Genomic DNA, 12,427 nt, shown 5'->3' with positions numbered 1-12,427 from the left:
GGTGGTTCCCTTCACCGCGGGCGGGTTTCCCGGCTTCCGGATCATCCTACTCCCCGCGCCTTCCCAGGGCAAAAGCCCCAGTGGCATCGTGCGGGGTTCGTCCCCGGTCACGGTGGCGGCCCCGCGCCGGATTCTCACCGGCTTCCCCTTTGAACCCAAAAGGGTACCTCACGGTGAGGGAGGTTTTCTCAAAGAATCATACCATAGATTTTGCCCGTTCCATCTCTTCGGAGAGAAGGTGCTTCAAGTGATAATCTGCATTCTCCAGTATCACCTGCATTCCTTTCTTCGTGTTTTGCCTGATGATGATCGGGGCACGGAGATTTATCGTTGCCTCTTCTGGTTTTCCAGGAGGTATTGTCAGGACGCAGAAAAAGAGCAGTTCATCTTGATTCGATACCCCGAGTTTTTCAAGGTCTTCAGACGGTACCACGGGGTCGTAATCGGGTCTTACAAGCTTTGGATCCACAACAGGAAGGCCAACATGGCTGTCTTCCAGGGAAAGCAACCACCCTATGGGAAAGGTCTCTTCTGGAAAGATCAGTGCGAACTTTTTCAGATGCTCAAATCCTGGTATTCCTTCCTCGAATACAAAGATCTGATCATCGGTTATTTCTATCTCTCCGAGTTTTGTGCTGTAAACCACGATATCACCTCACAAAATCCACCAGAGTAGCCTGAAGAACCCTGCTTGCCGATTTCAAAGCGGCTTCCAGAACAGATTGCTGCATCGCAAGATCTGTCACAAGTTCTGTTATATCGGCATCTCTTTCCTTGGAAAGGTACTCGGTAAAGAAATAATCGAGATCTTCGATCCTCTTCTCGACCATTTCTATGAACCTGCTCACTCCCCCTACCTTTCCTGTCACTTTCGTGATGTTCTCTTCGAAGAAGGAAAGATCCTTCAGAGAGATGTTCGATATGTGAGAAGATATCGCACTGTCATCGAGGTTTGAGCGCAGAAGGCCAGACACCTCGTCCAGCACCTGGAATACATTTCTTCCATCGCCCAGTTTGAAAATCTCACCCGCCGTGACACCGTATTCTATGGAACGTCCCAGAACCGACACAGAACGGCTTCTGTTCGCAGAAGGGGAGGTTACTATCTTCCAGGCGTTGTTTTCGTACTTTACAGGCTCACTGAAAACATCGTAGCCGGAGAAGATGTATTCGTTTCCAATCCTGGTGTTTGCTATCTCAACCAGGTTGTCCCTTATCCTGTCGATCTCCTCCGCTATCGCCTCTCGCTCTGCCTTCGAGAGCGTTCCGTTTGCGGCCCTCACAAGCAACTCTCTCAGTCTCTGAGAAATCGCAGAAACGGTCTGTAAAGCACTGTCGTACGCGTTCACATAAGTCTGAACATGATCTATGTTCCTCTGGAATTGCTTGAGTTCCCTTCTTCTCGTCATGATATCGCTCGCCCTTTTGGCAACGACTGCGTCATCACTCGGGTACCTTACTCTGTAACCCGAAGAAAGCTGATCGTGGAGTTTTGCGATCCTTTTTAAACTCGTCTGTACATTGAACAGTACTCTGTCGCTTATCATTTTGTTCGTTACACGCATTCTATCACCTCACCATGTTTATCACGGTCTGTATCATCTCATCCACTGTGCTGATGACCTTGGCGGCAGCGCTGAACGCGTGCTGATACTCTATCATGTTCGCCATCTCCTCGTCTAGAGAGACACCCTTCACTCTTTCACGCTCGTTGTCTATCTCCTGCCTGAGGATTTCTGTGTTGGTCTTCAAACTGCTGGCAGTTTCCGCTTCGACACCAAGTTCTGCAACAACACCTCCGAAGAATTCGTAGAAACTCTCCTTTCCATTCGACAGCATCTTTCTGGTGTAGAGATTCTGGACCATCTCGAGAAGCTTCGGGTTGGCAGCTCCGGTAGGCCTTATATCCACAGCGTTCCAGTCGGAGTTCTCAAGAGCGTACCCAATGTCAACAGCAAGGTTGTTCGGATTAGACGCCAAAGAAGAACTCACTTCAAACTGGTTGACTATGTTCAGAGGTTCGTCGTGTGGTGCTCTGTCGAAGGTCAGAATGTCCGACACCCTGAACCTGTCTCTCAGTGTATCAAAATCGTCATTTTTCGATACCAGCGTATAGGAATTTGTCCAGTCGAACGTGGTTGGATCGTTGTCTGGATCGATGAGTCCCAGAGCTTCGAAGAATCCCTGTGGACCTTTTATTTCCATCATTCTGAGATCGAAATCGTAGAGTGAAGTGGCCCTGAGAACAAAAGAGTTGTGAGGTGTGAGATCGGCAAGAACCCCTGTGCCCTTCTCGTTGATCTTTTCAACGAGTGTCTCCAGAGTATCCACAACCGGATCGATCTCTATGTCGGTAGAGTTTATCGTGATCGTGAAAGCCCTGGTGGGATCGAATCCCGTCTGTCCATAGAAAACGTTCTCCAGTGTGTCCCTGTACTTCAAAACCTCGTAGTTCCTAACAAAAGCGTTCGCCTCTGTGAAGAAACTGTCATCGCTCAGAACGTTCACCGCCGATGGATCGAAGTTCAGAAACTCGTCGGGAACGATCACCAACATGTTCTCTCCCGTAGCTGGATCGGTGTAGACCTGTGCCCTCAGATGTAAGGAGGAATTTATGGAAGATGCAATGTTCGACAGACTCACACCGGATGAAAGATCGATAGGGATCGTCTCACTCTGTTTCGATCCATCTTTGAGAGTGTACTCAACACTCACTTTGTAGATACCAGGAGAAAGTGAAGAAAAATCGGACTCTTTTATGGTGAGAAAACCTCTTGTTTCTGTCTCAAAACCCATCTTCGAAAGTGAATCTCCCAGAGAAAAGAAAATCTTGTTTCTGAGATCTCCAGAAGTGTCCTCCAGATACAGCCTGTACCCTCCTGCGTGCTGTCCTGTGCTCAGGGTTGTCCCAAGCAAGTTCCAGGAGGAAATGAGGTCATTTATGGTTGATCCGGAAGAAACGGCCAGAGCTGATGATGTTCCTCCTCCAAAAGAGAGGATCAGGTCATCGGAAGTGAATGTTTTTCCAGTTATTTCTGAAACGCTGGTTGCGGAATGAATTCCCGTGACCGTATGGTAAGGTCCCATCTCAAGTTTTCTGTTTCCCTTGATCCTGAATATCGCAGGATCATCCGAGAAAGACTCGATCTTTTTGAAAAAATCTAGATTTGTTGTCACACCACCTGACTCGAACCCGTCTCTGTGAATGAGGTTGATCGCATCCGTTGTGAAAAGAACGAATTCATCGAGCTTTCTCATATACTTCACAATGGTTGAGTCCCTCAGATCTAAAAGCGCTTTCAATTTTCCATCGCTGAGAATCAACTTTGCGTTACCCACGAAGAGCTCATGGTAGCCTCTCCCGTACGGTCTTTCCAGGGCCCGAACTTCGTTGTAGGTGGAACCGTTCAGAACGATTTGATTTCCTATTCTCAGTGTGATCTGTCCGTCCTCTGCTTCCGTGTAATTTATGTTCACAAGGTCCGACAGTTCGTCCAGGATCCTGTCCCTTTCGTCGAGAAGATCGTTGGGAGGAGATTTCAACGTCATTCCTATTCGAATCTTGTTGTTCAGATCAGCGAGTCTTTTTATCATCTGGTTTATCTCAGAAACCCTCTGCACGATCTCGTTGTCTATGTCTTCCCTGAGCTGTTCCAGCCTTCCATAGAGATCCTTTATCTGGGATACCATCTGCTGTGCCCTTGAGACAACTTCTGCCTTGGAAGCGGTGTTGGAAGGATCGGACATGACCTCCTGAAAGGCGTTCCAGAAACTGTCCACAAGGCTTCTAATGCCGTTCTCTCCTGGCTCTGACAGAAGCTGTTCTATGAAGTGGAGGTTGGACAGTGTGGTATCCCAGTAGTTGTACCTGTTGTTCACCTGTCTGTACTGAATATCGAGAAATGCATCTCTCAATCTCACTATCGTTCTGACCCTGGAGCCAGTCCCCATCTGGAGAGGAATGGAGGGCTGGGTCAGAGTGGTCAGTGGAATGGGAGGAGTGGCCTCTATAACGGGTCTTTGCCTGGAATATCCCGGTGTGTTGGCGTTTGCTATATTGTGGCCGACCACGTTCATCGCCAGTTTGTGAGTGTATATTCCAGTGAGTGCCGTGTTGAGAATGCCGAACATGGACATATCAGGCATGTTCAGGACCTCCCAAGGAAAGTGGACGGCCCAGCCTCATCGAAAGAGCCATCCTTTCTGTACGTGACGCTGTTTCTCTGAAGTCCGAAAACGAGATCTATGTATTTCAGATGAAAATCTATGGCCTGTTTCAGTTTTTCCACCTCGAACGTAATCCTGTTCAGAGATTCGAAGAAATCCTTCAAGATCAGCATCATTTCCTCGTCATCTCTGTAAATCTCTAGAAGATCAACTAGTTTCAATCCTTGACCATGCAAATCAAGGGCTTTTCTCAGCTCTTCGTTAACCGCTTCCATCTGGAAAGACATTTCCTCAACGCGTCCAATAACATCTTCCAGTTTTTTGAAATCCTTCATCACAATAGCTTCGAGTTTTTCCTGAAGAAGCTCTCTCAGTTTTTCCATAAGGTTGATTTTTTCTGTTAGAACGTTCTTCAGCTTTTCTTTTTTCATTCAGACAGTTCCTCCAGTATCTTCCGTGCAAGCCTTTCCGTATCAACGAAGTAATTTCCACTCTCTATGGCTTTTCTCAGCTCTTCTACGAGTTCTTCTCTAATGGAAGAAATGTTCTTTGCTTCTTTGGTAAGTTCTTCCACACTCCAGGTGTGGCGAAGTTCGATTCTGTCTCCCTGCTCGCTCTTTTTCTTCTCCTTTGATTTTTCTACGGAAGGTCCCTTTATTCCTTCGAGAGGATTCACTTCTCTTGGCCCGTTCACGCCATCTATCACCATCTTCACCCCCTTCCGTATAATATTATCGGTTGATTCTCTTCAGATTTGAACCGGGAGGAATCGAAGTGTCCAATCTGAAAAAAACTCTTTCTTTTTCATTGGGAACCTTCTTATCCAGGATCACGGGCTTGTTTCGAGATATGATACTCGCGGGAACCTTTGGTGCCTCATCTGCTCTCGATGCCTACTATATTGCCATCATTTTCCCTTTTTTTCTGAGAAGGACCTTCGCCGAGGGAGCGATGAGCTCTGCTTTTCTTCCGATCTATAACCGGTTGAAAACTAAAGAAGAAAAAGAAAACTTTGCATCCGCCGTCCTCACATCTCTAGGGCTGGTCACCGTTGCAATAGTCGCCTTCTCCGAAGTGTTCCCCTATCTCATGGTAACTCTTTTTGCAACAGGAGCAGAAGAGAACACAAAAACCCTCGCTGCGAGTCTTCTCCGAATAACATCTCCCTTCATCACTATCGTTTTCGTCTGGGCGGTTTTTTACTCGATTCACAACTCTTCACACAGATACTTTCTGCCTGCTTTGACACCGATGTTTTCAAATCTCGGTGTGATCCTGGGCAGCCTCACCGGCAGTGTAAAATGGGCCGCCACTGGTTTCACACTGGGTGGCCTTACAGGGTTGATCGTTCTCCTACCTTGGAAAGAAGAGTTCAGATACAGACCGAGTTTCAAAGGTCTGTCGTACTTTTACAAGCTCTTCTTTGCCACCTTTTTGACCATGGCAGTTTCTCAGATCACAACGATCGTGGATGTTAACGTGGCCTCTTTCCTGGATCCGGGTTCCCTTTCACTGATACAGCTTTCCAGCCGTCTTTATCAGCTTCCGTTGGGTATCTTCGGTGTTGCCGTCTCCACCGTTGCTCTCTCGACACTCAGCCAGACAGAGGATTACGACAAAGACCTGAAAGACTTCGTCATGAAGAACCTGTTTCTCACCCTTCCATCGTCTATAGGTCTCTTCGTACTTTCTGAAAGACTCATCTCCCTTCTGTTCGGATACGGAGCATTCACCACAGAAGCTGCAAAAAGGGCGGCCGAAATCCTCTCGATGTACGCTGTGGGACTGTGCTTTGTTTCAATGTTTCAACTTCTCTCACGTGCCCACCACGCCCAGAAAAAAGTCAAACTTCCTTTCAAAGCCACCCTGCTTGTCTCTTTCATGAACATTGTACTGGACATCGTACTCGGTTTCACCATGGGGGCAAAGGGTATCGCACTTGCCACCAGTCTTTCCTATATGACAGGGTTTTTCTTTTTGTTTTTCAAAACCAGGTTGTCTTTCGATGTGCAGATCCTCAAAATAATCGCTGCGTCGACCGTTATGGGAACAACACTATCTTTTGCAAAAGGATTTCTTCCAGGCAGAGCAGGAACCATTGTTCTTGTACTTCTTGGAATAGCGGTATATTTTGCTGCCGGAAAAATACTGAGAATAAAGGAAATAAAGGAAATTTTCACGACAGGATCGCACTGAGATAACCCACTACCTCAAGCGTGTCCCCAGATACATCTCCACTCGTAGCATGCTTCAAAATTCTGACACTGGAAAAGCCAAGGTTCAGAAGAACCGCAACTCCTCCATAACCGCACATGCTTATGTCCTCTTTCACAAGGTATTCGTACAGCAACCTGGAATCACGTTTTTCTATCGCCTCTACAACGAGGTAGTCTTTCTTCAAGGTGGTCTTCTGATCCTCGTAATGGTTCAGATCGGTGGAGGCTATTATCAGGACGTTTCTGAAACTTTTCATCAACTCACGAACGGCGAAGGCAAGATCTTCAGCAACCGTTGGACTCTGATCCATCAAACATACTGGAACTATGGAAAAATCACCGAAGACAAACTGCAGAAAGGGAAGCTGGACTTCAATGGAATGCTCCTTCAGGTGCGAAAGGGTATCCTCTTCAGCGTATCTGGAACTGTTCAGCAGGATCTCTACCGCTTCTTCGTTCACAGGAACTCTTCCAAGTGGAGTCTCCCAGAACCCTTCCGGCCAGATCCCAACAGGCTTTCCAAGACCTGTGTGGTTCGGACCGATGATGACGACAAGTGAGGGCTTCCCAATCCTCGCCACTTCGAGAAATCCCCAGGCTGCAACCGGCCCGCTGTAGATGTAACCTGCGTGGGGAGAGACAAGACCAACAGGATTCTGGAGATTCTTTTCAACAGGACCGGGCAACTCACCTGGTCCTATTCTCCTGTCGAGAAAGCATATTCTTATCTGCTCGATCAACTCATCTTTGCGGGATGGATAAAAGAGACCCGCCACAACAGGCTCTCTGATCATGGTTCCACCACCCTGACGGTGACGAATATCATGAGATCACGTTTTTCTTTGCTTTCAGATTTTGTCCTGAAGAACTGACCTATCACTGGAAGATCTCCAAAGAAGGGTAGCTTACTCTCGCTCATGTTCGTCACCTCTCTGATGAGGCCCCCTATCACGATGGTACTGTTGTTCTTTACGATGAGGTGCGTCGTTGCCTCTCTTGTTCTTTCTCCCGGAACCTCGTTTATGTAGTTTCCAGGTTCGCTCGCCTTGACGAAGAGATCCAGTTCTATCGTATCGTCGCTTCTCACAAACGGAGTTATTGAGAGTTCTATTCCGGTCTCAAGGAATTGCACTTCCGGTGTTCCATCACCGTTTGTGTCTGTAACGTACGGTATTCTGTCTCCTATGAGGATCTTTGCCTCTTTTCCGCTGGTGGTGACGATCCTGGGGCTTGCAAGGATGTCATCCAGGGTGTTGCTCTTCTGATCTGAAAACTGAAGAGACAGAGGGGAATTCAGAATTTCATTAATGACTTTCTCAAAATCAAGATAATCTGTCACAGAGAAAGATATACTCGCTCCAGAAGAACTCAGGCCCACCCCCGTACCGCTCAGTTGCAGCCCCATTTCTTTGGTCACCATATCTATGAGCGACTTGTCCACTATCTTTGCAGAAATTTCCACCTGTTTTGTTGGTTTCTTCAGATTTTCTACAATCCTATCCAGTTCTTTCTTTATTGTCTCAGAGATTCCCGTCACCACCATGAAGTTGTTTAGAGAATCCACGTAGACTGTTCCACCGTAGAACTCTATGAGTGCCTTTATCTGATCAAAGTTGTGAGGGATATCGTAGAAGTAGCGCTTTGCAAGGTCCTGTTTGGGCCTGGAAACGACGTACACACCGTTTTTCAAGTCGAACAGATACCCATAGTTCTGAGAAACAAGATCAAGAAACTTCTCCCACGTGATTCCATCCACTCTCATGGTGACCGTCTCTGAAGGAGAATCCACGAACATCATCGAAACACCGATTTCAGAAGCGGCTTCTTTGATGAGATCGTAAAGCGAGACGTTCTCTGCTCTTATGCTCAGTTTTCCATCTGATACGGTCACATAATCTTTCTTTGTCCTTGCCAGAGATTTTTCTCTCTCTTCCTCGATGAGTTCTGCTGCCTTTTCAACGATGTCTTCTGGACCTTCAATGACCATCTGGCCCATCTTCGGAAAGACCGTGATTTCGAGACCATCGAAGAGTCTTTTCAGATAAGCGGAGAGTTCTGCGGGATCGACATCGGAGGGTATGGACACATTTCTTTTTGCTTTCTTTTTCGATGCTTCCTGCTCTTTTTCTAGGAACGAATCGAGGAGCTTTTTCACTTTCTCAGATTGAGAAACCGGAACTTCCACCAGCACCAGATTGAGCCTGTCAAGGTAAACAACCTGCTTGACCTCCGGTATGAGCACTTCAAGGAACGTTTTGAACTGGTCGAACGGAAAACCGGTGGGTACCTCGAACGTGAGACGGTCTAAAACGTTTTCCTCCAGCACCTTCTTATGTCTTTCATAGAAGGAACGATATATGTCTGAGAGTTTCTCCACAGACTCTGAAGGTCCTTTGAGAACAAGAAGTTTCAACTCGTTGAGGGTAATACACAGAACATCCGGATACAATTTCTCTGAAAAAGCCACAAACTCATCGACTGGGAAAGAAGAATCTATTTCAAGAAATTTCACTGTCTCTTCTGCCCGAACTTCTCCCAGTTTTTCCAGAACCGCCTTGAACTGCTCCTGGGCCTTTTTCACACTTTCTTCTGGTCCTTCGAGCAAAACAACACCATCCATCACCTCATAAACAACTCCTGTGTTTCTTCCAACCACATCGAGCACTTTTGCGGGATTTTCCAGCCATTTTGGAAGTTCAACGAACACCTGGACTGTCTCTTTTGAACTCAGTATCTTTTGAAGAAGATCCATGGCACTTTTGACTTCAAGTTCGCTTCCGATAACAGCTATCTCATTTCCCAGCTCTTCCACAGAGACATCGTAGAGTTGACTGAGCACCGCCTTTAACCTGTCGAGAGGAACGGTTTCAACTTTTTTCACAAACCGCACCGTTTTCTCTTCCGAAACGATGGCTTTCAGTTCTTCGGCTGCTTCCTGAAGCTTCTTTTCATCCGAACCGCTGAGCATGAGCATTTTCAATGCAGAGAAGTAGTCGATCTCCACATTGTACTTTGCCGAGACAAACTTTTTCAAATCCTCCAGACTTTCTTCCTTCAAAGAAATCCTCAAAAATTGAGTGTGTCTGGTCTGAAGTTTGTTCAGATACTCCACAGCGCTATCGACAGAACCCAGAGGTCCTTCGATGAAGACGAACCTTCCCACTTTGTTCACCGAGACACCGTACATTCTTGAGACAGCCTCGAGCAGTTCCGATTGAACATCTTGCTTCAACTCAAAAGTTCTCGCGGTGAAGTTTTTCCTTCTGAGTTTCAGGAGTTTTTCCAGAACAGGAGAGATCTTCTCATACACACTTTTGGGAACAGAAAGAGACACCTTCACATTCTCTCCATCGATGTTGAGAAGTTTCATTCTAGAATCGGGAACGCCGAGAAACTGAAGCGCTTCTTTCAAGAAACTCTCTTCGCTCTTTTTCACATCGAAGTAGTACGTGGTGCCAAGTTCCAGGTTGTTCTGTGCTATAAAGTCCACCAGATCTTTTTCTCTATCCACAGGCACCTGACAGATGACAAGGTTCATCTCTTCGTAGGCCTGAGCATCTATTCCGAGAATCAACTTGATCAAACTGGCTGCAGTCTTTGGGTCATAAGCGTAAAAGACGAATTTCTTCGTGGGAACGGTCTGGGGCTCGATCTGTTCTACACCAGTTTCCAGAATCTTCAGATACCTTTCAACCTTCGCGATGGTCTCCGAATCTCCCACAAGAATCACTCTGGACACAGGTTTCAGAAGATGATATTCGAATTGATAGACGTTTTTCAGTGCAGACAGGAGTTCTTCTACCTTATTTACCTCCACCGAGAAGGAGACTTCTTTCTGCTGAAGAGGAGGAGAGACGGAAAGAAGACTCGCCACAAGATCGTGCTCTTCTGATGTTCCGTAGACAAAGAGTACTGATTTCGATGGAAGGTAGTCTATCATGGCCTCCTGTGAAATTAGGCTCTTTATTCTGTCTGCCACGCTCTGGTTTTCCACTCTGTATATCCCCCAAAACCTCTGAAACCTTCCAGAAACCTCTTCGTACTTTCCTATGAACATCGTTCCATCGGGAAAGTAAGCGTAGGCAACCTCCCCAAAGGTCACAAGAAGATCTCTCAAGGCATCCTCCGGTGTTACGTCGTTCAATTTCAAACTCGTCGTTGCGTTTTTCACACTTTCCGAAACTATCACGTTGAGGTCCAACCTTTCAGCAAGATACTTCACCATGTCTTCAAAGGGCATGTTCTCAAAGGACACGTCTATTCTTTCTTTGCTTCTTGGAAATTTCATGATCACTTTGTTTCCCTCTACTTCATAATTTCCCGGGAAAGGAACCAATAAACTCGCAGATACCATAACACCGTTTCCAACATTCACAACACGGACACCTTCGACGGGACCGACGCCAACTGGAACCATGAACCTGCTTATCTTCATTTGGACTCCTTTCAGAAACACAGAGAACACGGTCCTGGAAGAATTCATCTCTGCTGAGACATCCTCCACGGGGGAGGAAGTCTGGACCTCTATGAGCACCTGATCCTCCTCTATCCGCGGCAGCACTCCCACAAGTTCAACGGAAAACAGCGCACCAACAATTAGAAGGAAAAGACCAGCAAAAACTCTTTTCATGGTCAACACCCCTTTTCACCTTATTGAAAAAAATCTTCCATTTTCAACATCCAGTACCAGTACTCCTAAACTGGAAACGTAGGTGACAACGTACTTTTCAAAAACAGGATTTTCTCCTGATATCTCAAAGCGCTTTTTGCCGTCGGAAAGAAAGATCCTCACACCATCATCCGTTTTGATGAAACCAAGGAAACTGTAGTTCAGCGCTGGAAGAGTCACTATGAGGGTATCGGCCGCTTCTTTTCCAAAAGCAAGTTTGACAGGACTGAAGACCCTCGGCAGATCTTCAGGGGTGTTTTCAATCACCATTTTTTTCAAATCTGGATCGATGTGTATCCTGCTCACAAGAGAAACAAAGTCCACCGTATTTTCCTGCTGAATAGTCGTCACACCTGAACTTCCTCTGAAGAGATAGAAGAACGCCACCACCCAGACTGCACCCATCACTACCAGTAAAACAATCGTTCGCCGACTCACCGTTTCACCTCTTCCACATCCAGAGAGATCTTTACCTTCGGCTGAGATATTGACAGTCCCAGAAAGTCAACAGGTATCACTTCATTTGCATCGATCACCATCTGTTTCACCGTCACCTTCCTTGTCGATATGAGGTTTCTGAGAAGGGTTTCTACTTCTATCACGCTGATCTCTCCGTTTCCCACCATGCCATCGAAATCAGGAGTACTCTCTATAGCTTTCAGAACCTCCATGTACTCCTTTTGTTTTTCACGGAATATTCTGTATGCGGGTGCAAGGTTTTCAAGCTTTTTTTCAACCTTTCTGGTATTGGACATGAAGATCACAAAGTCCGGAACAACCAGGCCAAAAACCAGTACCAGGAGAGTCAGAACAGAAAACCAGATGGCAAACTTCCGGCTGATTCCTCTCATTTTTTCGCCACCCCATACTCCAGCCTGTATTTTTTCATGGTGTATCCTTCTGGAAGATGCTCTTCGAACAGAAGTTTCAGATTTATTCTCCCGTCCTTCAGAAAACTCTCTGGCAAAACCTCCTGAGTTTCTCTGGAAACCTCATAAAACTCCAGGATCACGCTCTCCGGAGAAAAGCTCAGATAACTCAACGTCCTGCCTTGCTTTTTGAAAATCTCCGTGAACAAATCAGAAAAATCCTCCCATTTCTTTCTCTTTTCAAGATATGAATTCAAAGAATTCACCTTAGACTCCAGGGTTCTTATCTGATTCAACAGCACGTCCTCGATTCGGGACATCTCTGCCAGATTCCTGGACGAATCGATGGAAAGATCTATTGAATAAGCATTGAGGATCTCCGCGTATCTGTTTTCCAGATTTTCCACCATCTGTTCTTTGACGTATCTGAAATAAACGTTGAACGAAACAGGTGGAAGCAGCATTACAGCAAGAAGAACAACGAAGGTGGTTAACTTCACCTTACG

Annotated in this window: 11 protein-coding genes and 1 riboswitch; of the genes, 1 reads left to right on the top strand and 10 read right to left on the bottom strand. The window is 46.4% G+C overall.

Features of this window, described 5'->3' with window-relative positions:
• Position 1: 1 nt before the first annotated feature.
• Positions 2-187, bottom strand: a riboswitch (cobalamin riboswitch).
• A 9-nt stretch (positions 188-196) separates the two neighbouring features.
• The 5 genes from fliW to flgM are packed head-to-tail and all read right to left on the bottom strand — an operon-like array spanning position 197 to position 4,876.
• The gene (gene fliW / locus TRQ7_RS04500; RefSeq protein ID WP_015919106.1) at positions 197-646 is read right to left on the bottom strand and encodes a flagellar assembly protein FliW; all 450 of its coding nucleotides are present in this window, start codon (positions 644-646) and stop codon (positions 197-199) included.
• Positions 647-650: 4 nt separating this feature from the next.
• A complete protein-coding gene (gene flgL, locus TRQ7_RS04495; RefSeq protein ID WP_041844108.1) occupies positions 651-1,565 on the bottom strand; it encodes a flagellar hook-associated protein FlgL in 915 nt (304 codons plus the stop codon).
• 4 nt (positions 1,566-1,569) lie between these two features.
• A complete protein-coding gene (gene flgK / locus TRQ7_RS04490) occupies positions 1,570-4,146 on the bottom strand; it encodes a flagellar hook-associated protein FlgK (RefSeq protein ID WP_041844107.1) in 2,577 nt (858 codons plus the stop codon).
• 2 nt (positions 4,147-4,148) lie between these two features.
• Positions 4,149-4,598 carry a flagellar export chaperone FlgN gene (gene flgN / locus TRQ7_RS04485; RefSeq protein WP_041844106.1) on the bottom strand — a complete coding sequence of 150 codons (450 nt, stop codon included), beginning with the start codon at positions 4,596-4,598 and terminating at the stop codon, positions 4,149-4,151.
• Entirely contained in the window at positions 4,595-4,876 is a 282-nt protein-coding gene (flgM, locus tag TRQ7_RS04480) for a flagellar biosynthesis anti-sigma factor FlgM (RefSeq protein WP_144399083.1), read from the bottom strand. Before flgM ends, flgN begins: the two co-directional genes overlap by 4 nt.
• 65 nt (positions 4,877-4,941) lie before the next feature.
• Here flgM and murJ point away from each other — a divergent pair, with 65 nt between their 5' ends.
• A complete protein-coding gene (gene murJ / locus TRQ7_RS04475) occupies positions 4,942-6,363 on the top strand; it encodes a murein biosynthesis integral membrane protein MurJ (RefSeq protein ID WP_041844105.1) in 1,422 nt (473 codons plus the stop codon).
• Here the strand turns inward: murJ and amrB are convergent.
• Genes amrB through TRQ7_RS04450 form a run of 5 tightly spaced genes read right to left on the bottom strand, consistent with a single transcriptional unit; the run spans position 6,344 to position 12,421 of the window.
• Positions 6,344-7,177, bottom strand: a complete 834-nt coding sequence (amrB, locus tag TRQ7_RS04470) for an AmmeMemoRadiSam system protein B (RefSeq protein WP_015919100.1) — start codon at positions 7,175-7,177, stop codon at positions 6,344-6,346. The two genes, murJ and amrB, sit on opposite strands and share 20 nt — an antisense overlap.
• Positions 7,174-11,013, bottom strand: a complete 3,840-nt coding sequence (locus TRQ7_RS04465) for a type IV pilus secretin PilQ (protein WP_041844104.1) — start codon at positions 11,011-11,013, stop codon at positions 7,174-7,176. Before TRQ7_RS04465 ends, amrB begins: the two co-directional genes overlap by 4 nt.
• A gap of 15 nt (positions 11,014-11,028) precedes the next feature.
• The gene (locus TRQ7_RS04460; RefSeq protein WP_015919098.1) at positions 11,029-11,490 is read right to left on the bottom strand and encodes a hypothetical protein; all 462 of its coding nucleotides are present in this window, start codon (positions 11,488-11,490) and stop codon (positions 11,029-11,031) included.
• On the bottom strand, positions 11,487-11,903 hold the full coding sequence (locus tag TRQ7_RS04455; protein WP_041844103.1) for a hypothetical protein: 417 nt from the start codon (positions 11,901-11,903) through the stop codon (positions 11,487-11,489). Before TRQ7_RS04455 ends, TRQ7_RS04460 begins: the two co-directional genes overlap by 4 nt.
• Positions 11,900-12,421, bottom strand: a complete 522-nt coding sequence (locus TRQ7_RS04450; protein ID WP_236681739.1) for a hypothetical protein — start codon at positions 12,419-12,421, stop codon at positions 11,900-11,902. The genes TRQ7_RS04455 and TRQ7_RS04450 overlap by 4 nt, the downstream gene beginning before the upstream one ends.
• Positions 12,422-12,427: the final 6 nt, after the last annotated feature.

It is taken from the genome of Thermotoga sp. RQ7, assembly GCF_000832145.1.
Taxonomy (GTDB): Bacteria; Thermotogota; Thermotogae; order Thermotogales; family Thermotogaceae; genus Thermotoga; species Thermotoga neapolitana.
The sequence above is the reverse complement of the archived record's forward strand: the minus strand, read 5'-3'. Positions and strand labels throughout refer to the sequence as shown.

Bases quoted from the DNA above. Each gene is read 5' to 3' on its own strand.
- flgL (WP_041844108.1), bottom strand. From the start codon at position 1,565: ATGCGTGTAACGAACAAAATGATAAGCGACAGAGTACTGTTCAATGTA.
- amrB (WP_015919100.1), bottom strand. From the start codon at position 7,177: ATGATCAGAGAGCCTGTTGTGGCGGGTCTCTTTTATCCATCCCGCAAA.
- flgN (WP_041844106.1), bottom strand. From the start codon at position 4,598: ATGAAAAAAGAAAAGCTGAAGAACGTTCTAACAGAAAAAATCAACCTT.
- flgM (WP_144399083.1), bottom strand. From the start codon at position 4,876: ATGGTGATAGATGGCGTGAACGGGCCAAGAGAAGTGAATCCTCTCGAA.
- flgK (WP_041844107.1), bottom strand. From the start codon at position 4,146: ATGCCTGATATGTCCATGTTCGGCATTCTCAACACGGCACTCACTGGA.
- TRQ7_RS04465 (WP_041844104.1), bottom strand. From the start codon at position 11,013: ATGAAAAGAGTTTTTGCTGGTCTTTTCCTTCTAATTGTTGGTGCGCTG.
- TRQ7_RS04455 (WP_041844103.1), bottom strand. From the start codon at position 11,903: ATGAGAGGAATCAGCCGGAAGTTTGCCATCTGGTTTTCTGTTCTGACT.